We start from the raw sequence: 24,885 nt of genomic DNA on the forward strand, positions 1-24,885 counted from the left end.
AAAGATACTTAAAATAAAGGCGCTAGCAATAAGCTAAGCATTCCAAAGAATAAGACACTCATCTTCCTTAGCACGCATCGTCTTCTTTTCTTCATCTGTTTTATCACCATAGCCACACATATGCAACAATCCGTGAGAGATTACACGTAATAATTCAGTATTAAATGATACTTTAAATTGCTCAGCGTTATCAGCTACACGATCTGTACTTATATAAATCTCACCATTTAAAATCTTGTCTTCTGTATAGTCAAAAGTCACTATATCGGTAAGTGTATCATGATCTAAAAACCGTTTATTAATGTCTAATAAGAAATCATCAGAACAAAAAATATAACCTAACGAATCGATACCATAAGACTCTTTAAGGGCGATCCCTTTTAACCATTTCTCGACGCGATCTTCATTATCAAGAACAAAATCATTTTGACTACTAAATTCAATCATTGCTTTCTTTAAAATATTCTTTTACTCTAAGTTTATAATATGGATCTAAAGGCAATTTATCACGGTTTAATATCTCTTGAGAATTGAAATAATTTTTCATTTCAGGAAGTTCATTATCCGTATTATTTTGAAATGATGACGTATTAGAATTAGACTCTCTTTGATTGTTTTTGTCCTTTTCATTTTCAGCATCGTTAAGTTTTAAAAATTGCTGAATAACATCACCCATACGTTTCTTTGCATTCTGAGAATTGCCCGATAAAAGATCTTCTTGAATCTGATCTAATTGTTCTAATGCCTTTTTTGCTTCTTCTCCTAAACCGTTCTTTTCAATCAAATCTTGTAATTGATTACGTATAGCTTCTTGCTGTTTATATACCTCATATTGTCTTGCTAATTCAGCTTCAGAAATACCATTTTCTCCTTCACCACCAGTACCATTTTGACCTCCCAATTTTTTTCCATTACTACCTTCCACTCCACTTCCATTGTCTCCAGAACTTCTTTTTTTTCCTTGTTCTTTACCGTCACCTTTTTTATTACCAGAGTCACTTTCTCCAAGTTTTTCTTGAAGCTCTTCTTGAGACATAATAATATCTGAAAGTTGTTTTCCTGCACCACCACCTTGTGGAAATGGCATAGGCATACCACTAGAACCAGAACCCATAGCTAGTGATAATTGCTGGTTCATATTATCTAAAATATCAGATAACATATCTGCTAATTTATTCGCGCCGGCAAAAACATACTGCTGACTAGAAACTCCTTTAACGACATCATTATCTGCTAATCGCTCTAAGGTGTGATCAAGATTATAAGTTATTGAAATCAATTCTTTATTGATATCTTCTTCTAGCATTGGGTTACGCAAAGAAAGTATAAACAAGCTATCATCTATATGCTTAAAATTCTCTTTCAACGTATTCTGACGAACCAGATATTTTGAGAATGCCGGATTTGAATTATTGATGTTTTGAAACTTATCTTTCAGATCTTCCTGATCAAAAGAGAACACCATAAGGTTATCTAATATTTGCCGAAGCATTTCAACATCTTCTTCTAATTGTTGAGCGCCTCCACCTCCAGCACTCATCTGTTGCATCATTTGCTCACCCATTTTTTGCATCTTCTTACCCGCATTTTTCTGGTTTGATTTTGCATCCTTTTGATCTTGTGATTGAGTATTCTTGGGATCAGACTCTAGTTTATCTAAAGCTTCCTGTTGTTCCTTTTCAATATCCTTTTTCTGATTTTCATTTTCAGGAAGCTTCATAGGTTGTTTCAACTCTTTATTTTCTGTATCAAGACTATTAAGTTCATCCTTTAAATCTTGAAATTCTTTATTTAATTCTTTTTGCTTTTCAGAAGAAGAAGCTTCTTTATTAAGACCTTCTTTAACTTGCTCTTCTCCTAATTTTTTAAGCTGTCTTCCTATACGATCAGCTTTAGTTTGAATAAAAAATCGCTTGGTTAATTCAAGTAATTGCTCCATACTTCTGCTGGAGTTTTTACTGTTCTTACTCATTTTATCAAGACGTTCTTTAAGCTCTTCGTTATCCATCATGTCTTGTAATTTATCGAGCTCTTCAAGTAATTTTTCTTGCTCTTCTAACTGCTTCTCATTATTCTCAATTCTCTTTTTTAAAAGTTGACTTGCAGGTGATTTTTCTTCACTTAGCTTATCAAGTTCGCTAAGACTATTCTTTAATTTCTCAGAATAGCTTTTCATTAAATCTTCCTGAGTTTTTTGTCGCTGTAAAAAAGACTTTAATTTGCGTTTATCATTAAAATCAAGACTGTTTTTTTCTTTTTGTAAATTTTGTAATTCCTTCAGATCGCGCTCCTGTTCCTGCATTTTAGAAACAGATTTATCTAAACCTTTAATACTGTTTTCCTGAAGTTCTAATTGTTTTTCTAGTGCTTCATCTTGAGACAAAGAAGCGTATGTTTGTACTTCTGAACGTGTAGCTTTATAACCGTGTGGTGCATCATTATCACGAACTTCAAAGTAATAACTATAGCTAACTCCTTTATCCAATTCTAAATTCCCAGGAAATGCAGCGTAAAATTGATCAACTGTACTTGGATTAATTGAAATAAGATTCGTTTTCTTACTATCTAATTGATTATCAATATAATAAACCATTTTCAAGTCTTTCAAGCCATAATCATCAGACACTATTCCTCTAAAATAGGTTTGAGTGTCATTAACACTATCTTTTTTTATAGTTAACTCCAACTCTGGATACGCATCTCTTATAACGTCAATTTTATAATTCAATTCTTCATAGCGCTGTAAGTTAGCATTGCTTGTTGCTATACTGTAAGTTGAATTATTGAAAAAACGTTTTGCAAAACCAAATGTTTCCTTTTGCTGATCAAACAAATAAATAGAATCACTAATCCATTCTAGCTTGTCAGCGTTACGTGTATAAATATTCCAAGAAATTTTAGTGCCTTCTGGTATCGTAACCGAACCTGTATTTTGAATAGTTTCTGAAATTCGATTTAAATAAGCCGGATAATCCAACTGCATTTTAAAATCTGAGATCAAAGGTGTTTTTACTACCGACAAATTAAAGGTAGAAGAATTAAAACCGTTACCAGAAAACTGAAAACTCAAATCTTCAGTAGCCTGTTCTACGGTATAAGCAAAACGACCTCCTCCTCTATTTTTCATTAAATACGTTATGCCATTAAGATCAAGACTTACCTCTTCAGGAATTTTATCGCCTTCAACTTTAGCGAGAATTTCAACAAACTTTCCTTCTATCACATTTCGTTCTTCATTCAATAACACAAATTGAAAAGGTGCCGGCGGAATATATTCGGTTTTATAATCCAGAACACGTTCTGCGCTTTCGCTAAAAAAAGAAGTGCCTTTGCTCAAACTGATCGCAACAAAAACCAAAACTGGAATCAGCGCATATTTAATATACTTTGCATTCTTTTTATAATTGATCGCAAGCGAAAAAGGAACGGGTTCAAGCTCTTTACTTTTTTGTAAAATGCTCGCCTCAATCAAATCTGAATCGCCAGATGTATTTTTAAGCTGTAAGGTATTTAATAATTTATCACGAACTTCAGGAAAATGATTTCCTATAAGTTTTGAAGCACTGTTGTAATCAATTCCTTTAGAAAGTTTGAATAATCTAAATAACGGAATTAAGATCAATCTAAAAATGAGAAGCAGTTCTACCCCAACAAAGGACCAAAACAAAAAGGCTCTTCCCCAAGTACTCAACCATAAAAAATATTCAATACCTACAACCAGTAAAACGTAAGTAAGCCCAATCGCAATAAAAAACAGCAAACCTCTAAGAATCTCATTCTTATAATATTTATTAATAAACTGTTCTAATTTTTGCTCTAAAGCTTCCATAAACCTCTTGGTTTTTATGCTTCGTTTATTTAATAACTAAAACTACAATTTTATAGTATAGCGAGTTATACTAAAAGTTACAAGATATTATTGCATAAAATGACTATAAAACATCCTTCCCTTTTTATAAATCTTGATTATCGTGCAAAACAGAAACGTTCTAGTGTGTGTCAATTAGGCTTATTAAGTACCTTTGCAGCCTAAAATTTTACTATGTCTCAAAATGTACGTGTGCGTTTTGCACCCAGTCCTACCGGTCCTTTGCATATAGGCGGTGTACGAACAGCTTTATATAATTATCTTTTTGCTAAAAAACACGGGGGAACCTTTGTTTTAAGAATAGAAGATACAGACCAGAACCGTTATGTTGAAGGTGCTGAAAATTATATCATTGAAGCTTTAAACTGGTGCGGAATTCCTTTTGAAGAAGGTCCTAGTAAAGAAGGTGGTTTTGGGCCATACAGACAGAGTGAACGTAAGGATAAATATTTCGCATTCGCGGAAAAATTAATCGCTTCTGGTGATGCATATTATGCATTTGATACTGCCGATGCCCTTGATGCGCATCGTAAAGAGCATGAAGAAAATGGTAAAACATTTATCTACAACTGGCATAACCGTAACAAATTAGATAATTCGCTTACGATTTCTGCTGAAGAAACACAGCAACGTATTGATGCAGGCGAAGACTATGTTATTCGTTTTAAATCTCCAGAAAATGAGATCTTAGAGTTAGAAGATATCATTAGAGGTTCTGTTGAAGTAGATACCAATCTTCTGGATGACAAAGTGCTTTTTAAAGCAGATGGGATGCCAACCTATCATCTGGCAAATATTGTAGATGACCATTTAATGGAAATCTCACACGTAATTCGTGGGGAAGAATGGTTACCCTCACTAGCCTTACATGTGATGTTATATCGTGCTTTTGGCTGGGAAGCGCCTCAATTTGCACACTTACCGTTAATAATGAAGCCGGTAGGAAAAGGAAAATTGAGTAAAAGAGATGGTGATAAAATGGGATTCCCTGTTTTTCCTTTAGAATGGAAAGATCCTAAAACAGGAGATACAGCTGCAGGCTACCGTGAAGATGGCTATTTACCGGAAGCGATGGTAAATATGCTGGCATTCTTAGGTTGGAATCCGGGAACTGAAAAGGAAATCTATACCCTTGAAGAACTGGTAAACGATTTTGATCTGGAACGTGTACATAAATCAGGAGCTAAATTTGATCCAGAAAAGACAAAATGGTTTCAACAGCAGCATTTGCATATAGCAACAGATGAATCTTTAGTTTCTGGTTTACAAGCTATTTTAACAGAAAAGCAAATAAGTTGTGATGATGCGTATGTACAACACGTTATTCATCTGGTAAAAGAGCGAGCAATTTTCATTGCAGATCTTTGGGAACAAGGTAGTTTCTTTTTTGAGAGACCTACATCTTATGATGAAAAAGCAGCTAAAAAAGCCTGGAAAGAAGATACCGGAATCATTATGACTTCCTTATCAAAAATCGTCGCAGAAACCGAAGATTTTACAGCAGAAAATCTATCTGCAAATGTAAAAGAATGGATTCAATCAGAAGGTCTTGGCTTTGGTAAAGTCATGCAACCGCTAAGACTGAGTCTTGTAGGATCTATGTCTGGACCAGATGTATTTGAGATTGCTTCAACTATAGGTCAAGAAAAGACCTTAGAACGCATCAGATTTGCAATAGAAACTTTATAGATACAAAACGATTCCTGCAGTTATAAGCCCTAGATTTCCTTTGAAGTTTGTTGCTGCAGGATCTTTTAATTGTAAATCCTGATCATTCAGTTTGTTCAATGCATTTGTAAATCCGTATTGATAATTTGCTGTCAAACGTACATGCGTAAATCCTACGCTTATACCAGCCATAACAATACCACTTACCCGAGACCATTCTTGTATATCTTCAGCTTGTAAGTTGGTATATCCCTTCACAATCAGATCGCTTTGGTCTGCATTGTCTAATTTCATTTTACTGTTTACCTGTAAAACATGTCCTGCTTCTATGCTTAAGTAATCTCCAGCAATCAAATAACTCAATATTAATTTTACCTGTGCCCCACTCCAAGTATATTCTACTTGTTCAATCGCTGTGGTATTTTCAGCATTCACAGCAATTGAAGTCTGCATAAAATCGACTCCAAAGATCAAATCAAAGTTGTTGTAAAAAGCAGAACGCTTAGATAAACCAACTAAAAATCCAGATTCTTGAATGGTTTCAAAATTAGACGTATTCAAGTCTAATAGAGCATATTGTCCTTGTAAACCTATTCTATTAGAAGAGTAATCTTTACGTTGAGCTTGAATTGAAATTGAACAGAAAATCAGTAGAAAAAAGAAAAATTGCTTCAAAGCGTTACATATTTTTAAAAAGGGCGACAAATGTATTGTATTATTGATAATTCTATTCTTTAATTTTTTCAATTAATTAAAACTTAAAATATGTCACCTACTTTTATCTTACCCATTATTCTCTTTTTTGGGTTAATCATTTTGATTTCAGCAGTATTCATTGTCAAGCAACAAACAGCTGCTATTATAGAGCGCTTCGGAAAATTTACCAGTGTACGTAATTCTGGTATTCAGTTAAAAATTCCTGTTATAGACAAAGTTGCCGGTCGTGTAAATTTGCGTATTCAGCAATTAGATGTGATCGTTGAAACCAAAACTAAAGATGACGTTTTTGTAAGACTGAAAATTTCGGTGCAATTTCAGGTGGTAAAATCTAATGTTTATGATGCTTTCTATAAACTTGAAGATCCTCAAAATCAGATAACATCTTATGTATTTGATGTGGTGCGTTCTGAGGTACCTAAAATGAAATTAGATGACGTTTTTGAACGCAAAGATGATATCGCAATTGCTGTAAAAAGTGAATTAAACCAGTCTATGACAGACTATGGTTACGACATCATTAAAACACTTGTTACCGATATTGATCCTGATCAACAAGTTAAAATCGCTATGAACCGTATTAATGCTTCTGAGCGGGAGAAAGTAGCTGCAGAGTATGAAGCGGAAGCAGAACGTATTAAAATAGTTGCTAAGGCGCGTGCAGAGGCCGAAAGTAAGCGTTTACAAGGTCAAGGGATAGCAGACCAACGTAGAGAGATTGCACGCGGTCTTGAAGAGTCTGTAGAGGTTTTAAACAATGTTGGTATCAATTCTCAAGAAGCTTCGGCTTTAATTGTAGTTACTCAGCATTATGATACGTTACAGTCTGTGGGAGAAAACACCAATTCTAATCTTATTTTAATGCCTAATTCTCCGCAAGCCGGTAGTGATATGCTCAACAATATGATCGCGAGTTTTGTCGCTTCTAACAAAATAGGAGAAGAAATGAAAAAGCGCAATGATGAATTAGGAATTAAAGCTAAAGCAAAAAAGAAATCTGAACCAAAACCACAATCGGGTTATGATGATGACTATACCGATCTAAATGATGATCTTTCAAGTCTATAGATTGATAAATATCCATAAAAAAACCGAGGCTTTCACCTCGGTTTTTTTATTTTTCTATTTTCAATAACAATTTTACTTATTCTCATCGATATTTTTGACCTTAACTTTTTTGATACCCAATATCTTATTTACTGCCTTTAAAACCACTGCTTTTTGAACAATAGCTCCTAATGAGCCTGCTACCAGACTTACAGGTGAGAAAGCATTTTTAGTATCATTTATACTCAGCTTCAGTTGCTCTTCATCAATCTGCTGTTGCAACTTTAGAATTTTAAGATCATTATCAATCTGATCAAATGATTTATATTCTTTCATACCTATTCTTTTAAGTGTTTAAATTCTTCATCTAAAACCTCTTCCTGAGTAGATTCATTAAAAAAGACTTTAGAGTATTTTCTTAAAACAATTTCTGTAATAAAAGATTTTCCAAAAAGTTTATAGAGTAGAAATATCAGTAGATATATTCCTGCAACAATAAAATAACCGTAGCTTAAACTTCCTAATGATTCCCCTATTGTGATTGCAACTCCAACAGAAATAAAAAGTATAAAAATAATAAATATACTACCGCTAACCATTAGGTTTACTAATGATACAGCACCATCCATCATTTTTTTAAAACTATCTAATTTGTAATATTCTAAACTACTATTTAGATATTTTTTTGCATCGTCTGATACTTTATTTATGTGTTCTGAAATATTGAATATAGACATGCACGCTTATGCTTTTGCAGTTGGTACGTCGATATCTTTTACTTCTTCAACAACCTCATCAGTTGCTTTAGCATTTTTCTTTCTCAATTCTTCTAATTTCCTTTCCATAGAAACTAAAATATTGTCTGCTTTAGAGCTTGCAGTCTTCAAAGTATCTTCTAATTTAGCATCAAAAGATTTTTTTGCATCTTTTGCAGAAGCAGACAAATGCTCAGAAGTTTCCTGAATTTGCTTTTCTAATTTCTTTTTAGCATCCTTAGCATTTTTAGAGATTTTTTTTCTTGTTTTATCTCCACTCTCTGGTGCATATAAAAGACCTAAACCTGCTCCGATTGCTGCTCCAGTTACTAATGCTAAAATGGTATTACTTGTTTTTGACATGGTGATTATTTTTTGTGATGACCAAAAGTAAGAATGTTAAAATCTAATCTCCGTTAATAACCGGTTAATAAATTGACTATTAACCTTAAAGGTATGCTAAAAAAGAGTCGTTATAGCTCTTTTTTAGTTGATACGATGATTTATAAGTAAAACTTAATGAAAATACTCTTAAGTTTATTAAAGCTGATTTAAAGATTCTAAGAGTAATTCATTATCAGACGTTTTCATTTCTTCTAAATAAGCTGCTACTTCTGATTCATTAGCATCTACTCTTTCTAATTTTATAAGTACAATCAATGTTTCTAAAACAGCTAAACGGGTACCTATCTTTTTTGCTGAAGTATTGAACAAGTCTTTTAATTCTTCAAAATCTACATCCTTTGCCAATTCTCTAATCCGAGTAATTGCTTTTACACGTTTTTCATCAGGAAGCTGAGCTAGTTTTTTACCTACTTTTTTTATTTCATTTAAAGCCGGTATCTGAGGAATATGCTTCTTTGGAGCTGCTTTTTGTTGATTTTGAGTAGTTGTCTTTGATTCGACCTTTGCCCAAGTATCCCGCAAACCTACCGTTCTGTTGAAAACTATATGATCTGTTGTACTATCCTTATCAACATTAAAATATCCTAAACGCTGAAATTGAAAAATATCACCCGGTTCTACATCACTTAAACTAGGCTCTACATAACCCGTAATCGTTTCTAGTGAATTAGGATTGAGATGTTGCATAAAATCAACATCTTTATCCCCATCTGGAGACTCGTGATTAAATAAACGGTCGTATAAACGTACTTCAGCTTTTACAGCTTGTTCGACAGAAACCCAATGCAACGTTCCTTTTACTTTGCGCAGGCTAGCTTCTGTACCGCTTCCACTTTGTGAATCAGGATCATAAGAACAATGTATTTCTGTGATCTTTCCTGCATCATCTTTAACTACAGATTCACCTTTTATGATATAAGCGTTTTTAAGACGAACTTCTTTACCTAAAGTAAGTCTAAAGTATTTGCTGTTTGCAGATTCCTTAAAGTCGTCTTTTTCTATATACAGTTCTTTAGAAAAAGGCACTTTTCTGTAACCTGCACGTTCATCTTCCTGATTATTTTCGGCATCTAACCATTCTACCTGATTTTCAGGATAATTATCTATAATCAGTTTTACAGGATCTAAAACCGCCATCACACGTGGAGCAGTCTTGTTTAGATCTTCGCGTACATTGAATTCTAGAAGCGAAACATCAATTACATTATCACGCTTTGCAACTCCTACGGTATCTATGAAATTACGTATTGCTGCCGGGGTATAACCCCGTCTGCGTATTCCCGAAATAGTAGGCATTCTAGGATCGTCCCAGCCGCTAACAATTCTCTCTTGTACGAGCTTAAGCAATTTACGCTTACTCATAATCGTATAGCTGAGATTTAAGCGCGCAAATTCACGTTGTTTAGGTTTTACCCCTTTTGTAAAAACATTGTCTACAAACCATTCATAAAGCGGTCTGTGCGGCTTAAATTCTAAGGAACATAAACTATGAGAAACTTGCTCAACATAATCACTTTCTCCATGAGCCCAATCATACATTGGGTAGATATTCCAGGTATTTCCGGTGCGGTGGTGTGCTTTGTTAATAACCCGATACATTATAGGATCACGTAAGAGCATATTAGGCGATTCCATATCTATTTTAGCACGTAAGACATGTACACCCTCAGCAAACTCACCTTTTGCCATTTTCTCAAACAACTCCAGATTTTCTGAAACAGAACGATCCCGGTACGGACTATTCTTACCCGGTTCTGTAGGAGTTCCTTTTTGTTCGGCCATCGCTTCACTAGATTGTGAGTCTATGTAGGCCTTCTTCTCTTTTATAAGCTGAATAGCCCAATCATATAATTGCTGAAAATAGTCTGAAGAATAACAAACTTTGTCCCATTTATAGCCTAGCCATTTAATATCTTCTTGAATAGCATCTACGTATTCTTGCTCTTCTTTTGAAGGATTAGTATCATCAAACCGAAGATTTACAGGAGCATTATATTTCTCACCAAGTCTAAAGCTTATACAAATCGCTTTACAATGGCCTAAATGTAAATAGCCGTTTGGCTCAGGAGGAAATCTAAATCGTAAATCAGACTTAGGAAAACCGTTGTTTATATCTTCTTCTACTATTTGCTCTAAAAAATTGAGCGCTACATATTCTTCTGCCATAGTTGTGTTGTGCTATACTTGAGCCCTTCTTAATTTTATTAAACTACCTCGGATCAAGCCCACGAAGCATCCCTTAAAAACAAATTTTCAATTTCAAGACAAGCCCCGGAGTATTAAACCCTTTGGCGGTGCCAATAAATTACAGACTCATTAAATGTGTAAAATTACTAAAAAATACACGTGTTTGCGGCTTTTAAAAAGGCTATTTAAAGCCATTCATTCTCTAATTTCTGTGATTAGAAATAATATCTTTACAGTCTTAAAGTGCTTAATAATTATGGGAACTATAAAACTAAACCGGGTAAAAGTATACGCCTATCACGGCTGTCTTATTGAAGAAGGACAGATAGGATCTGATTATCTGGTAGATTTAAAGATAAAAGCAGACCTTACTAAACCTGCCGTAACAGACAATTTAAGTGATACCGTAGATTATGTGCATCTCAATAAAATAATTAAAGAAGAAATGGCACAGCGCTCTAAACTTCTTGAACAGGTATGTGAAAGAATTCTAAATCGTTCATTATCAGAAATATTAGAAATAACTAAAGCTAAGGTTACGGTACGTAAAATAAACCCGCCTATAGGTGGAGATGTGGCTTCGGTAGGAGTTACTATGACTAAAAAACGTTAATAGCTTTTATATCTAAAGAAAAACCTTAAATTTGCAGTCCTAATAAAAAGGGTGTCGTGGCCGAGTGGCTAGGCAGTGGTCTGCAACACCATCTACAGCGGTTCGAATCCGCTCGACACCTCAACAAAGACTCTTCATTACTGAAGGGTCTTTTTTTATTTAATAAAGTTATAAATATTTAAAGCGTGATTGAATCAGTATCCAAATTAAACTGATTTTCTGGAGCAATCTCTTCAATACGCTTTTCTATCTCATGTATTTTAGAAGGAAACAAACCCTTTGAGATTAGTAACAATCCAAAAAGAAACATCAAAACACTGATAATTTTCTTGATCAATGCAATACGAGTAGGCGTTAATTTACTTCTCAACTTCTTAGCTAAAAGAATTTTAATGATATCTATAAATAGATAAGTAGCTAAAATTCCACCAAAAAATATAAGTAAGCGATCAGAATTCATATCGAGCTGTGGCCCGGCAGATATAAGGATAACCAGCCAAAATCCCAGAACTCCTATATTTATAAAATTCAATAGAAAACCTTTTACAAAAAGGCCTAAGTAATTGCGTTTACTCATTACAACGGTAGGATGCTCATCATCATCAAGTTTGTTTTTACGCACTCTTAAAAAGGAAATAACACCGTATACTGTTAGCAACATTCCTCCAAAAATGAACAAAGCCGGATCATCTTTGAGTTTATCAAGCAACTGATTGGTACTAAAATAGGCAATGAGAATAAAGATAGTATCTGCAGTTACAACACCTATATCAAATATAAAAGCTGCTCTAAAACCTTTTAAAGCAGCTGTTTCTAATAGTACAAAAAACACAGGTCCTACAAGAAATGCGAGTAGAAAACCCAGTGGTATTGCAGTTGATAAGTCTTGTAACATTTAGGAGTATGAAATCTTTTACCTGATTAGAGGTTAAAAGTATTCTAAGAATAATTCAGTTAAGATTCTCACTTCAGATAAACCTGAAGCCTATACTCACAAAAGTAACTAAATTGAATTAAATCACTTCATAACGGTCACACGACCTCCAATAAATTTATCTTTTATAAGCTCTGTAGGATTACCATAAACGTGTACATCACCACCGGCTCTGATCTTTACTTCTGCAGTTCTTCTAGCAAAAATATCTGCCTCTCCCCCTGCCTGAATACGTAAATAAGTATCTGTAGTCTCTAAAGATTTGCCTTCATAAATACCACCGGTATTCACTTCTACATTTTGATTTTTAGCAGTTCCACTAGCATTTATAATTCCGCCGGTTACAGCACGCATTTCGGCATTTTCTACTTCAAGACCAGCTTTTACTTGTGCTCCTTCCTGCACACGTATTTCTATTTTAGGTTGCTCTATAAGTTCGTTTACAACGATTTCTGCTCCTTCATTACCATCAATAACTCTTAAATTGTTATAATGTACTTCTACAAAAGTCTCATTACCATCAAATATTTTATCAATATCCATACGAATCTTGAGAACTCCGTCTTTGTTTACGAGTTCGATATCTTCAGTATCTTTTCCTTTTAAGATAACTTTATTCTCTAAAGATTTGATGAGATTTACACGCATACGGTCAAAAACTTTAACCTCGGTAAAATCTCCTACAGCCTTAGTTTCTTGTGCATAAGTAGCGGTTGTAGCAACCAGTAGTAATGCAATGATTAGTTTTTTCATAAGATTTTAATTTTAGTCAACTACCTCGAGGCAAGCCTACGAGACTTTGGTTAAAAACAAATTTTCAATTTTAAGGAAAGCCAAGGGAGCTAAACCCTTTGGCGGTGCCAATAGAGAGACAATACAAAACTCAATTTGTTACAGTTGCCTAAGCTTCTATTGCGCTCTTTACCTCTACTAACGTAAAATCTAAATGTTTCTTGACTAAATCTGCCTCTTTAACTTTCACTAACACTTCATCGCCTAACGTGATTACTTGTTTGGTCTTTCGACCTACTATTGCATATTGCTCCTGGTCAAAGTCAAAATGATCGCCTTTAATATCACGCAAGCGAATCATACCCTCACATTTATTATCTATGATCTCAACATAAATACCCCATTCTGTAACACCAGAAATAACCCCTAGGAAGGTTTCATCTTTGTGGTCTTGCATAAATTTGACCTGCATATACTTGATAGAATCACGCTCTGCACTAGTAGCTAGATATTCCATATCGCTGCTGTGCTTACATTTTTCTTCGTATTCTTCTTCATTTGCAGATTTTCCCTGATCCAGATAATGCTGTAATAATCTATGAACCATTACATCTGGATAACGACGTATGGGAGAAGTAAAGTGAGAATAATAATCAAAAGCCAAACCATAATGGCCAATATTATCTGTGCTGTACACCGCTTTACTCATCGTACGTATTGCAAGTGTATCTATTAAATTTTGTTCTTTTTTACCGGCAACATCAGTCAATAAATTATTTAAAGATGCTGTTGTGCTTTTTCGGTCTTTAAGATTCATTTTATAACCAAAACGACCTGCAATGGTTTGTAAAGCTGCAAGCTTTTCATCATTGGGTTCGTCGTGTATTCTATATACAAATGTTTTCTTAGGACTTTGCTTTCCTATAAATTCTGCTACTTTCTTATTGGCCAAAAGCATAAACTCTTCAATCAGTTTATTGGCATCTTTAGAAGTTTTAAAGAAAACTCCAACGGGATCATTTTCCTGATCCAATTCAAATTTAACTTCAACTTTATCAAAAGAAATAGCTCCATTTTTCATACGCTGTCTGCGCATAATTTTTGCTAATCTGTCTAATTCTAGAGTAGCATTAACAATAGCAGGATCTACGTTATATGATTTTCCGGTAAGGGAAATTTCTGCAGGAATGGTTGCTTCTCGAGTTTCTATAATTTGTTGCGCTTCTTCATAAGCAAAACGCGCATCGCTATACGTTACTGTACGACCAAACCACTGTTCTTTTACTTTACCTGAAGATTTATCTAATTCAAAAACTGCTGAAAATGTGTATTTTTCTTCATGAGGTCTCAACGAACACGCATTATTAGACAAAATCTCCGGAAGCATTGGAACCACACGATCTACCAGGTAAACCGAAGTAGCACGTTCATAAGCCTCATCATCTAAAATCGTTCCGGGAATTACGTAATGCGATACATCTGCAATGTGAATACCTACCTCATAATTTCCATTCTCTAAAACCTGAAAACTCAAAGCATCATCAAAATCTTTTGCATCCTTTGGGTCAATCGTAAAGGTGAGCACATCACGCATATCACGGCGTTTTGCAATCTCATCTGCTTTAATACTGGTATCTATATTATTAGCATATTCTTCTACCTCATTTGGGAAATCATGCGGTAAACCATACTGAGCTAAAATAGAGTGAATCTCTGTATTGTGCTCACCAGGCATCCCTAAAACCTTAATGACTTTGCCAAAGGGTGAATCTGCTTTCTCTGGCCAGTCTTCAATCTTTACTAAAACTTTCTCACCATCTTCAGCGCCATTCAATTTATTCTTCGGAACAAAAACATCAGTACGCATTTTTCCTTCTGCAGAAGTATTTACAAAGGCAAAGTTTTTTTGCATTTGAACTACACCTACAAATTCATCAGTCTTGCGTTCTACTATTTCTACAATCTCTCCTTCATGTTTCTTGCTTCTGCGTTGTTTGTAAACGTAAACTTTTACAATGTCACCGTTTAAGGCTTTATTCATGTTATTTTTAGGAATGTAAATATCATTTTCCATTCCTTCAACAATTACATAACCATCACCTTTACTGGTACAATCTAATTTACCAGTGTGATAATGAGATTCTGCGCTAAATACATATTTACCGCGTTCTTTCTCTTCGATATGTTTTTTTGCTGTAAGCTGTGCTAATTCTCTAACGATCTCATTGCGGCTGTTAGGATCGTCTACTTGAAGTTTTGCCGCAATCTGTTTATGGTTGAATAATTTACCGGGTTCCCGTTTTAAAATAGAGATAATTTTCTGAGTAAGGTTACCGATTTTTGTATTGGATCTTCGTCTTTTTTTATTTGGCATTCAATGCTTTGTATTAATTAGTGCAAAATTAGCTTTAAAAGCTGAAAAACTTAGATGTATTACGTGAACTTTAAGTTAATCTTAGTCCTTAAAAATCAAATAAATACAGATTTAACTGTTATATAACCAATATTTAATTTAAAAAAGGTCTCACTTGTTAAATAAATACTAAATTTGTTCTATTCATTAATCAAACTTTTTCGATATGAAAACGTTTTTGTTGAAGCGCTATACGGTCATCATCCTCTTTCTTAGTATTTTTATACTAGGATTCTTAGGAGTCTTATCGTACGTCAATTCAATTTTTTAAAAGATACATCAATTTTAAAGTCAAAAAAAGGAACTCTCTAAAAAGGGTTCTTTTTTTTTGAGTTCACTTTAAGTTTTCTAAAAAATTCAAATTTTCTTTCAATCTTATTTCAGTTGTTAACAGTATATATAATTATCATTTTTCTTTTTTAAAATTTAAATTAAAACTGATGCTTATTATTGTTTGTTAATAGCGGTATAAATTTACATATCTAAAGTTTGGATTTTTAATTATTGGTAGATATTAACGACTTATACAGATCTTTTCAGATTAGATAAGTCTTAATTATCAACGAATTTCAAAACGCTGTTAACAATTGTTGATAACAGTAATCAATAGTATTTTTTGAATAAAATCTTACTAACATTTATTAAAAATGAACGTTTGAATTGCTCATAAACTGCCAACAAAATTTAGAAAGATTTTCTTGCATGGTATTACCCATGATCTGCTTTGTAATTTTTTTGATAGAAAGCAATTTTGATTTTACTTTTTTGATGACAACTTATAAACATTTATGTTAACTAAGTGTTAACTCATTTGATTCGAGATCGTTAAGTTCAATAAAGAGCTGCAAGCCCTTTAGAACTAGTAATCAAAGTAAATACGGTTATTCACACAGTGTTTTACTCGATATTCGAGATTTAAATATTCCTAGGCTTGCTTCTATATATAAACTAGTTCGCCTTAATTCCTCACAGTATTACCTAAAACAGTTTTACCAGAGTTTAAAGCGTTGTTTTCTAAGGAATATTTTTAAAAGATGCAGATATTGCATCACCTCTAAAAGTAACTTATGGAAATTAAAATACTAAGCTTTGAGCAATTAACAATTCATTCACTATATGAATTACTACAGCTACGTGCTGAAGTATTTGTTGTTGAACAAAACTGCCCGTATCAAGATGTAGACGGTAAAGATCAGAAAGCTTTACATGTTTTAGGATATAAAGAAGGTTCACTAGTTGCTTATACGCGATTGTTTGAACCCGGTGCATATTTTAACAATGCAAGTATAGGTAGAGTTCTGGTTAAAGAAAACCAGCGTCAATATGGTTATGGTAAAGTAATAATGCAAGCTTCTATAACTCATATAGAAACTGATTTAAATACAAAAACTATAGAGTTATCTGCGCAAACGTATCTTAAGAAATTTTATAACGAACTCGGTTTTCAAGAAGTTGGAGAAGGATATCTCGAAGATGATATACCACACATACGTATGATTAAAGTATAAAAAAACCGCCAACTGGCGGTTTTTTTATGTTATGTAAGATGCCTTTTAAATCTTAACAGGGGTTTTATTTAAGTTGATACTATTTAAAGTCTCATCGGTAAATTTATAATGTCCTCTTGTGGTAAAAATTTTAAATTTAAAATTCTTCATACCGCTCAAAGTGTCTAAAAATAACCACTTAGACTTTAATAGTCTGGGTTTCTTAGATTTTAAACTCAATTCAAAAATGTGTTTCTCGCCATCGCGTTCAGCTACTATGTCTGGTGTTATAGACACTTCACTTCCGCGTCTGATATACGATTTAGGAGATTCAAATCCGTCTGTATCGGCTTTGATATTTTCAAATCCTCTATCTTCTAAATAGCTTATCGCGGTTCCTAAAATTTCTGTGTTCTTATCGGTATCCTTATCTATAGTTATCATAACTATAATGTAAGAGATAGGTATTAAATAACTCTTAAATTAAGGTTAAATACTTGATTTTCAATGTTAATTATTAAATTAATTATACTATATTCTAAAAAAATTCTAGTATATTTCACTTTTTTGGTTAATTAAGCATAGAATTAGCGATTCAATACTTTTAAGTATTTACTGCTATTATTTAAAATAGATTTAGCTTCGGCAATTTCTTCGTTGTGTGTAAGTTGATATTTATACAAACCTTCTCTGTAAAAATATCTTTTGACCAATTCGTCAATGATTAATTTTGAAATTTCGCGTTCCTTTTTATCCAACTGCTGTTTTTTAGCAGCATCTATTGTCTTCATGATATTGGCATATTCGGTACTGATGTCACTTTGTAGATTGTCTTTTTCAGCAATGATATACGCTTTTTCCAGATCTCTTTCGGTTTGGGTTTGATAGGCAAATCCTTGTTTATCGAGAAAATTTTTAAAGGCAGCATAATCTGAAGCAGAAAAATCAAAATCTTCCAAATTACTGTAATTATGCTTGTATAAGTAATCTGTAGCGAAATCAAAAATCGCCTGATCCCTTAATAAAGCTTCTGTAATGGCGCTCATTCCTGCAGATTCTATCTGAATATCCGGTAAGACTCCACCCCCATCGTAAACTTTTCTACCTGTACTGGTTTTAAACTCATTATAATCAGCCACATTTGTACGCACTGCGTTTCCGCTTTCATCACGATTCCAATAATCTAAGGCCTGTATGCAGCGTCCACTAGGTGTATAATATCTTGAGATAGTAATCTTCAATTGGGTGCCGTAAGTAAGCTCTTTAGGCCGTTGTACAAGACCTTTACCAAAACTACGAGCACCTACAATTACCGCACGGTCATAATCTTGCAGAGAACCCGAAACAATCTCACTTGCAGAGGCACTGCGACCATTTATTAACACAGCAACCGGTATTTGTGTATCTAAAGGCTCGTTGCGTGTATAATATTCCTGATTGTATTTCTCAATTACTGATTTTGTGGTGGTAATTAATTTTCCTTTTGGTAAAAATAAATTACTCACATTTATGGCTTCGGTTAATAAACCACCGGGATTTCCTCTCAGATCTAAAATGATCGAAGTTGCTCCTTCACTTTTCAATTCTTTTACTGCAGCAGCAGTTTCTGAAGATGCTTTTTTATTGAACTTAGACAAAACAATATATCCTACTTTAGTGTCAATAAGTGTGTAAAAAGGTACAGCTTCAATATCAATTTCTTCACGCTTCAAAGAGGTGGTTTGCAATTTTCCCTGGCGTTTATAGGTGATAGGAATACTGGTACCGGGAGCACCTTGTAAAAGGTCACCTGCATCATCTTCAAAATCTGCAATGTTGATATCTCCTATTTTTATCAACTCATCACCCGCTTGTAATCCGGCTTTATCAGCAGGATAATCTTTATAAGTTTCGAGAATAGTAATGGTTTTATTACGCGTCAACACCGAAGCACCAATGCCGGTATATTCACCGGTGTTGCTGATGCGAGCATCTTCTACTTCTTGTTCTGTCCAGTATTTAGTGTAGGGATCCAGATCTGCAAGCATACCTTCAATCGCGCTATCCATCAACTCAGCAGGGTTTACTTCATCAACATAATTCATGTTGAGTTCTTTAAACAGCGTGGTAAAAATTTCGATTTGCTTAGCGATTTCAAAAAAATCACTTTTAAAACTAACGGTCGTAAACAAGATCACTACAGCAGTTGCTGATATGAGTATGCGCTTTTTCATATATTATTTTTTTAATGCTTTTTTACGCTGCCAGCGTCGTATTAGAAAGATAGCAAGAATCAATAAGATTATAAAGGGCCATATATAAAGTATGCCCAATAAAAAGGTTGAAATACCTTGCCAGCCCCCTTTTAAAGCCTGAATAATTTTAGAACCATAAGAATGTGTTATGCCACTTTCTACAGTAGTTTTATAAAAATAAACAGTGAGCGTACTGTATGAAACCTGCTTTTTTAGGTAATTGAGTCTTCCTTCTTTGGCTTCTATTTCTTCACGTATTGTGGAAAGTTCCCGTTCAATTTCAAGGATTTCTTTTACTGATCTGGCTTTTTCTAAAAGTTGAAGATACCTGTTTTCAAGTTCTCGTTTTGCTTTTAAGCGCGCTTCTAAATCAATAAATTCTTCGGTTACATCACGTTGACTGATTGATTTCTCATCATAAAATTCAACGCCTTTTGAGATGATCGTTAATGCCTGCTGAAAATTTTTAGAAGGAATGCGTAACTGTAACTCCTGATAATTGCTTTGATAATCTTTACCCGAACGTTCATTCTGAATATATCCATCTGTAGCTTCAACTGCTTTTAAAATAGTTGATTTGGTTTCAGAAAGATTTTGAGTTTCAAAACGCAGATTACCGGTTTTGATAATTTGCTGCTCTAAATTTTTATCAGAATCTGTTGATGAATCGTGTTCTTGATACGATACATCATCATATGCAGCTTCTTCCATTTCCAGAGATGCAAGTTCAGTATTACTTTCTGAACCACCACTTGAGCACATATAAACCATACTCAACATTAAAAAACCAAGTATTTTCATAGGTGCTTCATTTTAATTTAAAGATTTTCGGGCAGGTGTAGTTTATTAAATTTCTCAGCTAGTTTCAACATCGCTTTATCAAGTTCTTCAATAGCCATCACTTCTCTGCCGGTATAGATAAACATAAACGCAAAAGTCTTGTCATTTGTTTGAAACTGTGTCTTGTTTTTTCGGTAAACTTCGCGCATTAAGCGTTTTATGCGGTTGCGGGTAACGGCAAGTTTGTGATTGCGTTTTGCTACCGAAACCCCGGCTTGTATAGCAATATTTTCTTCTGGCAATGGAGTTTCTACATAAAAAAGCAGCAGCGGATAAGCACTCACTTTTTTACCGGTACTGAATAATTCATCCAGCAATTTCTTACGCTTTAAATGCTCTTTTTTAGGAAAGGTTTGCTTCATTTTTTTGCCGAAGGCGAAATTTTAAAGTGTAAAGATAACCAACTTCCCGGGCAATCCTTAGAAGCTTGTATTGCTCATTAATCTTCAAGTTGTGAACGCATACGATGCAAACGGTCCAGATCATCAGTAGCTTGATACAATTTGTTTTTCAACACAGGATTTAAATCAGGATTATTCTCTAAAAACGCTTCTCGTATTTGATAGGCTTCTTCTGAAGAATAATTACCTATAGTTGCATTCAACCAGTTTTTAGGAAAGAAAATATCACCCGTCAATTGTATTTCTTCTAGCAATTCTAAGCTTGTTTTAAGATGTTTTATGCTGCTTTCTTGACGCAAGGGATGATTGATATACCCCAGAGCAGAAAGTACCCAGGATTCTTTTTCTCTATTTTTAGAATCCTTCAGGCTTTCAAAAAATCCATCTCGTGTAGCTTCATCAGCAGACAAGGCAAGTTGTAAAAACTGAAACCTTTTTTTCTTATCTGGATTTGTGATTGAAGCTTCTGCTTTTTGTAGAATTTCAGTTGTATTCTCGTGACCGTAAAGCGCCAGAGTCATTGCCATACTGGTATAATCGTCTTCGTTGAGTTTGAGATTAGTTATTTTAGTTTCTTGATTCCAGATAGCATACAAACGCTCTTTTCCACTTTTTGAAGAGGCCACAGATTTAAACAGACCAAAAAGTGTTTTTTTACTATTTGCAGGCAGGTCTTTTTGAAGTTGGTTATAAACTAAATCTTCCAGTTCTTGTTGATGACTTTCCCGTTGCATTTCGGTAAAATAAGTCCAGAATAAATTTTGAGTCTGACTTGAAATTCGGTTGAGGATCAGCGCATTTTTTTCGGCAATTAATCCATTTTTATACAGATCAAAAACTGCTACCGGATCAAGGCGATCATTCAATAGATTTTCGTGCGTGTTGATGTAGCTGTAACCGCGGGCCACCTCATCGTTTAAAGAAGTAATTTTTAATAAATCTTCTTCTTGCAGCGGAAAAACACCATAACCCATCCCGTCATAATTGTAGATGATCTGCTGAGGTTTGGGTAAACCTTCAGCTTTTTTCAACTGTAGTTTTTGATCAACAAATGTAGCAGTAATAACTTGAGTAGAGTCTAGGTATACCAAGCCTATTTTAAATGTTTGAGGCCAGATTTTGTCACTCCCATCTTCGGCTTGTTGCGTTAAATGAAAAGACTGAATACTTCCATCTTCAGCATAGATCAATTCTTCAGAAATAACAGGTCTTCCACTTTGATTAACCCAGACTTCACTCCATTTCTTGAGATCAATATCGGTCTTTGTATCTAGAATCGTAACGAGATCATTCCATACTGCATTGTCATTTGCATAGGTTTTTATATACGCTTGAATTCCTTCTTGAAATGCTTCTTTACCAGTTGCAAGTTCGAGCTGGCGCATCATAATTGGCGCTTTGTTGTAGATGATACTTCCGTATAAAGAACCGGCATTTTTTAGGTTATCCAGTTGCTGCCTTATGGGATTAGAACCTTGTGTGCGGTCTTCCCCATATGCACTGGGATAGTGGCTCAATACAAAAAGCAGCTCGTGATTCACATCAGGAAAAGCCGGATTCACAATTTTATCTGCCATAAAATTAGCAAAGACTTCTTTCATCCAGACGTCGTTAAACCAGTTCATCGTTACCAAGTCGCCAAACCACATATGTGAGGTTTCGTGGGCGATGAGTTTCGCTCTACTGAGTTTTTGACTTTCAGTAGCAGTATTGTCTAAAAACAACGAAGATTCGCGGTATTGAATAGCACCTACGTGTTCCATACCTCCGTATTGAAAAATAGGAATTGCAGCAAAATCTAATTTCTGAAATGGAAAATCATAAGCGGTATAATCTTCTAAAAAATCTACAGCACCGGCGTGAAGTTCAAAAATAGGATTGAGACTTGCTTGTATCTTGGCACTATCGGTCTCGCGGTAGAGCATGTTCATATCCAGATCAGCTATTTTCTGATTAGCTACGCTGAATTTACCGGCGACAAATGAAAACAAATACGAGCTCATTTTATCTGAAGTGCCAAAGTTGTGCGTTATAAAATCCCCTTCTGAAATTTGATCAACCTCAGGAGCTCCTGCCAGTACTTCCCAGTCTTTTGGTGCGGTAATGCTTAAGTTATAAACCGCTTTTAAATTAGGCTGATCAAAAACCGGAAACAACGTGCTCGCACGATCTGGAACCAATAAGGTGTATAAGAAATCTTCGTTACGGTTTAGGGATTGTTCGCCTGCAATAAATTCAATAATAACGTTATTAACACCGTTTTTTAAATGTTCTGAAGGAATGATAATGTGCTCTTCTTTATGCTGAATAGTGATTTCTTCAGCATTTGCCACTACTCTATTTACGTGACCTTTTTCAACATTAAAATCAAGATAAAGCAGTTGTGAAGTATCGCTAATAGTAACTTCTAAATCTAGTCTTGCCGGGATTGAATCTTCAATTTTTTCAGGAATGGAAAAACTCAAATTGTAGATAATAGCACTCAGTTGTTCTTTTCTAAAATCTGCCAGTTCTTTAGAAATACCGGGACTGAGAAGTGTTTTTACTTCTGAAGCATTCTGGCAAGAAAACAGGCTTAAAACTAAAATTGGAACTAAAATTCGGGTTATCATTAGGGAAGCATAAAGTTTAATGAGCTAAATATCGGGAAAACTCGTGGTTCTAAGAATTAAAAAAGCCGCTTTCAATTTTGAAAGCGGCTTTTAAATTATTTGCTAAAATAAATATCGATTACCGAGTTTACTCAGTTTCTTTTGACCAGCTGTTGTTAGTTCGGTCAATATCTGCCATCAATTGCTGTGCATCTATTGTCATTGCCTTGATCTCAGCAAGAGGTTTGTCTATCGTAAATGTATAAGTAGGACTAGCCCAAGTCCAATCTTCTAATTGCATACGCTTCATTTCAGGAAATGGATTTGCCTTCTCAGCACGCATCATACGTAAGGGAATATAATAAGCTTCATTCTCATCGTTTGTAGTGTTGATGTAAAAATCTATAGGCATAGGCATAAGCCCTTTGCGCTCCAGGGTTACCTGGGTTTTACCATCTACTTCTTCAACGTTTTTAATAGCATAATCTATGGTGTTTGTAGTCTGTGTCCAGTCTACTAAATACCAGTCTAACTGCATCCCGCTCACTTTTTCTGCTACACGCTTAAAATCGTTAGGCGTAGGATGTTTAAAATGCCATTTGTCAAAATATTGCTTGAGCGTTTCATCAAGGTTCTCTTTACCAATAATATAACCTAATTGTGCTAAAAAGACTGCACCTTTAGAATAAGCAGAAGCTCCATAAGCTGCATTTAAAGCATAACGATCTGCATAGGTAGTTTGTGGTTGTTCAAAACCACTTTTAGCCAATCTGAAGTATGAATTGTAATTACCTGCTTGAGGATTAGGGTTGTTTTGTTCCATAACGGTATTCATCGCTTCATCAGAAATGTAAGAAGTAAAGCCTTCGTCCATCCACTCATGTTTTTGCTCATTGGTAGCCATTAAAAACTGAAACCACGTATGCGCAAATTCGTGAGCAGTAACGCCTACTAAACTTCCAAAGCTTCTTTCACCGGTAATAAGTGTACACATTGCATACTCCATACCTCCATCACCACCTTGTATCACCGAATATTGATCGTAAGGATACTGACCAATATGCTCGTTGTAATAGGCTAAAAGTTCTGCAGTTTTAGGCTGTAATTTTTTCCAGTTATCAATAATCTCTTTATTGTCTTTGTAGAAAAAGTGTAGAACGGTACCGTCTTCAGCAGTTAGTTTATCATGAATATACTCAGGATCTGCCGCCCAGGTAAAATCGTGTACATTAGGCGCAACAAAATGCCAGGTATATTTTCCTTTTGTAGGCTTCACCGCTTTTTGACCCGGCTCGCCGTAACCGTGACCTATTTCCGTATTTTGTAAATACCCGGTACCTCCTATTGTATAATCTGAATCAATTGTGATCTTCACATCAAAATCTCCCCAAACTCCATGAAATTCACGCGCGATATAAGGATCTGCATGCCATCCTTCAAAATCATACTCCGCTAATTTAGGATACCATTGAGTCATAGACAGTGCTACACCTTCAGCGTTATTGCGACCACTTCTTCTGATTTGAACCGGCACCTGACCGTTAAAATCCATTTTAAAAGTAGTGCTTTCGCCGGGTGCGATAGGTTTTGCAAGATTTACTTCAAGAACAGTTCCGGCAACATTATACGTTAGCGCAGAGCCATCCTGAGAAAGTGTATTTACTTTTAAAAACCCAATTTCATCCGGCTCTAATTTAGAGATGCGATCTACCACACGACGATCTGGATCTTTGATCGTTAATGATCGTACATCCATCTCACTACCTGGCTGAAATGCATTAAAATATAAATGGTAAAACACCTGATCTAAGGTATCTGGAGAATTGTTAGTATAAACCAGTTCTTGTTTTCCGGTGTAATTATAGTCTTCAACATTCATATCAACTTCCATCTTATAGTCAACATGCTGTTGCCAGTAAGCGGTATTATTTTGTGCTTGCGTCAATGCGAAAACACTAAAGAACGAAAGACTTAATAACGTTTTTAGCTTCAT

20 protein-coding genes and 1 tRNA gene are annotated in these 24,885 nt (G+C 34.7%); 5 read left to right on the forward strand and 16 right to left on the reverse strand.

The window, feature by feature from the left end:
- Positions 1-33: 33 nt before the first annotated feature.
- Entirely contained in the window at positions 34-447 is a 414-nt protein-coding gene (gene ybeY, locus DSM02_RS02080) for an rRNA maturation RNase YbeY (protein ID WP_128764086.1), read from the reverse strand.
- Entirely contained in the window at positions 440-3,829 is a 3,390-nt protein-coding gene (locus DSM02_RS02085; RefSeq protein WP_128764087.1) for a hypothetical protein, read from the reverse strand. Before DSM02_RS02085 ends, ybeY begins: the two co-directional genes overlap by 8 nt.
- 213 nt (positions 3,830-4,042) lie before the next feature.
- Between DSM02_RS02085 and gltX the strand changes: the two genes are divergently transcribed.
- Positions 4,043-5,557 carry a glutamate--tRNA ligase gene (gene gltX, locus DSM02_RS02090; protein ID WP_128764088.1) on the forward strand — a complete coding sequence of 505 codons (1,515 nt, stop codon included), beginning with the start codon at positions 4,043-4,045 and terminating at the stop codon, positions 5,555-5,557.
- Here the strand turns inward: gltX and DSM02_RS02095 are convergent.
- A complete protein-coding gene (locus DSM02_RS02095) occupies positions 5,552-6,211 on the reverse strand; it encodes a hypothetical protein (protein ID WP_128764089.1) in 660 nt (219 codons plus the stop codon). The two genes, gltX and DSM02_RS02095, sit on opposite strands and share 6 nt — an antisense overlap.
- 90 nt (positions 6,212-6,301) lie before the next feature.
- On the opposite strand from DSM02_RS02095, the gene DSM02_RS02100 reads away from it, so the two are divergent.
- Positions 6,302-7,321 carry an SPFH domain-containing protein gene (locus DSM02_RS02100; RefSeq protein ID WP_128764090.1) on the forward strand — a complete coding sequence of 340 codons (1,020 nt, stop codon included), beginning with the start codon at positions 6,302-6,304 and terminating at the stop codon, positions 7,319-7,321.
- 72 nt (positions 7,322-7,393) lie between these two features.
- Here the strand turns inward: DSM02_RS02100 and DSM02_RS02105 are convergent, their stop codons facing one another.
- From DSM02_RS02105 to DSM02_RS02120, 4 genes are all read right to left on the reverse strand, one after another.
- On the reverse strand, positions 7,394-7,636 hold the full coding sequence (locus DSM02_RS02105; RefSeq protein ID WP_128759538.1) for a DUF6327 family protein: 243 nt from the start codon (positions 7,634-7,636) through the stop codon (positions 7,394-7,396).
- Between the two features lie 2 nt (positions 7,637-7,638).
- Positions 7,639-8,037: a hypothetical protein gene (locus DSM02_RS02110; protein ID WP_128764091.1), complete on the reverse strand. Its 399-nt coding sequence runs from the start codon at positions 8,035-8,037 to the stop codon at positions 7,639-7,641.
- A 6-nt stretch (positions 8,038-8,043) separates the two neighbouring features.
- The gene (locus DSM02_RS02115; RefSeq protein ID WP_128764092.1) at positions 8,044-8,418 is read right to left on the reverse strand and encodes a YtxH domain-containing protein; all 375 of its coding nucleotides are present in this window, start codon (positions 8,416-8,418) and stop codon (positions 8,044-8,046) included.
- Between the two features lie 177 nt (positions 8,419-8,595).
- Positions 8,596-10,626, reverse strand: a complete 2,031-nt coding sequence (locus DSM02_RS02120; protein ID WP_128764093.1) for a glutamine--tRNA ligase/YqeY domain fusion protein — start codon at positions 10,624-10,626, stop codon at positions 8,596-8,598.
- 277 nt (positions 10,627-10,903) lie between these two features.
- Between DSM02_RS02120 and folB the strand changes: the two genes are divergently transcribed.
- Positions 10,904-11,260 carry a dihydroneopterin aldolase gene (gene folB / locus DSM02_RS02125; protein ID WP_128764094.1) on the forward strand — a complete coding sequence of 119 codons (357 nt, stop codon included), beginning with the start codon at positions 10,904-10,906 and terminating at the stop codon, positions 11,258-11,260.
- A 50-nt stretch (positions 11,261-11,310) separates the two neighbouring features.
- Positions 11,311-11,381, forward strand: a tRNA-Cys gene (locus tag DSM02_RS02130).
- A 57-nt stretch (positions 11,382-11,438) separates the two neighbouring features.
- Here DSM02_RS02130 and DSM02_RS02135 read toward each other — a convergent pair.
- The 3 genes from DSM02_RS02135 to rnr form a co-directional block, all read right to left on the reverse strand.
- Entirely contained in the window at positions 11,439-12,155 is a 717-nt protein-coding gene (locus DSM02_RS02135) for a LysE family translocator (RefSeq protein ID WP_128764095.1), read from the reverse strand.
- A gap of 123 nt (positions 12,156-12,278) precedes the next feature.
- Positions 12,279-12,947 carry a head GIN domain-containing protein gene (locus tag DSM02_RS02140; RefSeq protein WP_128764096.1) on the reverse strand — a complete coding sequence of 223 codons (669 nt, stop codon included), beginning with the start codon at positions 12,945-12,947 and terminating at the stop codon, positions 12,279-12,281.
- Between the two features lie 148 nt (positions 12,948-13,095).
- The gene (gene rnr / locus DSM02_RS02145; protein WP_128764097.1) at positions 13,096-15,300 is read right to left on the reverse strand and encodes a ribonuclease R; all 2,205 of its coding nucleotides are present in this window, start codon (positions 15,298-15,300) and stop codon (positions 13,096-13,098) included.
- 1,106 nt (positions 15,301-16,406) lie between these two features.
- On the opposite strand from rnr, the gene DSM02_RS02150 reads away from it, so the two are divergent.
- Positions 16,407-16,847, forward strand: a complete 441-nt coding sequence (locus tag DSM02_RS02150) for a GNAT family N-acetyltransferase (protein WP_128764098.1) — start codon at positions 16,407-16,409, stop codon at positions 16,845-16,847.
- A gap of 45 nt (positions 16,848-16,892) precedes the next feature.
- Here the strand turns inward: DSM02_RS02150 and DSM02_RS02155 are convergent, their stop codons facing one another.
- The 6 genes from DSM02_RS02155 to DSM02_RS02180 all read right to left on the reverse strand — a co-directional run bounded on the left by DSM02_RS02155 (position 16,893) and on the right by DSM02_RS02180 (position 24,885).
- Positions 16,893-17,270, reverse strand: coding sequence for a hypothetical protein (locus DSM02_RS02155; protein WP_128764099.1), 378 nt, complete (start codon positions 17,268-17,270; stop codon positions 16,893-16,895).
- Positions 17,271-17,413: 143 nt separating this feature from the next.
- Positions 17,414-19,039: a S41 family peptidase gene (locus tag DSM02_RS02160; RefSeq protein WP_128764100.1), complete on the reverse strand. Its 1,626-nt coding sequence runs from the start codon at positions 19,037-19,039 to the stop codon at positions 17,414-17,416.
- A 3-nt stretch (positions 19,040-19,042) separates the two neighbouring features.
- The gene (locus tag DSM02_RS02165) at positions 19,043-19,861 is read right to left on the reverse strand and encodes a DUF4349 domain-containing protein (protein WP_128764101.1); all 819 of its coding nucleotides are present in this window, start codon (positions 19,859-19,861) and stop codon (positions 19,043-19,045) included.
- A gap of 17 nt (positions 19,862-19,878) precedes the next feature.
- The gene (rnpA, locus tag DSM02_RS02170) at positions 19,879-20,262 is read right to left on the reverse strand and encodes a ribonuclease P protein component (RefSeq protein ID WP_128764102.1); all 384 of its coding nucleotides are present in this window, start codon (positions 20,260-20,262) and stop codon (positions 19,879-19,881) included.
- A 77-nt stretch (positions 20,263-20,339) separates the two neighbouring features.
- Entirely contained in the window at positions 20,340-22,913 is a 2,574-nt protein-coding gene (locus DSM02_RS02175; protein WP_128764103.1) for a M1 family metallopeptidase, read from the reverse strand.
- Positions 22,914-23,040: 127 nt separating this feature from the next.
- Positions 23,041-24,885, reverse strand: a complete 1,845-nt coding sequence (locus DSM02_RS02180; protein ID WP_128764104.1) for a M1 family metallopeptidase — start codon at positions 24,883-24,885, stop codon at positions 23,041-23,043.

It is taken from the genome of Leeuwenhoekiella polynyae (genome assembly GCF_004104075.1).
GTDB lineage: Bacteria > Bacteroidota > Bacteroidia > Flavobacteriales > Flavobacteriaceae > Leeuwenhoekiella > Leeuwenhoekiella polynyae.

Coding starts and splice junctions, on each gene's coding strand:
- DSM02_RS02115 (WP_128764092.1), bottom strand. CDS start 8,418: ATGTCAAAAACAAGTAATACCATTTTAGCATTAGTAACTGGAGCAGCA.
- DSM02_RS02085 (WP_128764087.1), bottom strand. CDS start 3,829: ATGGAAGCTTTAGAGCAAAAATTAGAACAGTTTATTAATAAATATTAT.
- DSM02_RS02150 (WP_128764098.1), top strand. CDS start 16,407: ATGGAAATTAAAATACTAAGCTTTGAGCAATTAACAATTCATTCACTA.
- DSM02_RS02110 (WP_128764091.1), bottom strand. CDS start 8,037: ATGTCTATATTCAATATTTCAGAACACATAAATAAAGTATCAGACGAT.
- folB (WP_128764094.1), top strand. CDS start 10,904: ATGGGAACTATAAAACTAAACCGGGTAAAAGTATACGCCTATCACGGC.
- DSM02_RS02120 (WP_128764093.1), bottom strand. CDS start 10,626: ATGGCAGAAGAATATGTAGCGCTCAATTTTTTAGAGCAAATAGTAGAA.
- DSM02_RS02135 (WP_128764095.1), bottom strand. CDS start 12,155: ATGTTACAAGACTTATCAACTGCAATACCACTGGGTTTTCTACTCGCA.
- DSM02_RS02100 (WP_128764090.1), top strand. CDS start 6,302: ATGTCACCTACTTTTATCTTACCCATTATTCTCTTTTTTGGGTTAATC.
- DSM02_RS02105 (WP_128759538.1), bottom strand. CDS start 7,636: ATGAAAGAATATAAATCATTTGATCAGATTGATAATGATCTTAAAATT.
- ybeY (WP_128764086.1), bottom strand. CDS start 447: ATGATTGAATTTAGTAGTCAAAATGATTTTGTTCTTGATAATGAAGAT.
- gltX (WP_128764088.1), top strand. CDS start 4,043: ATGTCTCAAAATGTACGTGTGCGTTTTGCACCCAGTCCTACCGGTCCT.
- DSM02_RS02165 (WP_128764101.1), bottom strand. CDS start 19,861: ATGAAAATACTTGGTTTTTTAATGTTGAGTATGGTTTATATGTGCTCA.
- DSM02_RS02180 (WP_128764104.1), bottom strand. CDS start 24,885: ATGAAGCTAAAAACGTTATTAAGTCTTTCGTTCTTTAGTGTTTTCGCA.
- DSM02_RS02160 (WP_128764100.1), bottom strand. CDS start 19,039: ATGAAAAAGCGCATACTCATATCAGCAACTGCTGTAGTGATCTTGTTT.
- DSM02_RS02175 (WP_128764103.1), bottom strand. CDS start 22,913: ATGATAACCCGAATTTTAGTTCCAATTTTAGTTTTAAGCCTGTTTTCT.
- DSM02_RS02155 (WP_128764099.1), bottom strand. CDS start 17,270: ATGATAACTATAGATAAGGATACCGATAAGAACACAGAAATTTTAGGA.
- DSM02_RS02140 (WP_128764096.1), bottom strand. CDS start 12,947: ATGAAAAAACTAATCATTGCATTACTACTGGTTGCTACAACCGCTACT.
- rnpA (WP_128764102.1), bottom strand. CDS start 20,262: ATGAAGCAAACCTTTCCTAAAAAAGAGCATTTAAAGCGTAAGAAATTG.
- rnr (WP_128764097.1), bottom strand. CDS start 15,300: ATGCCAAATAAAAAAAGACGAAGATCCAATACAAAAATCGGTAACCTT.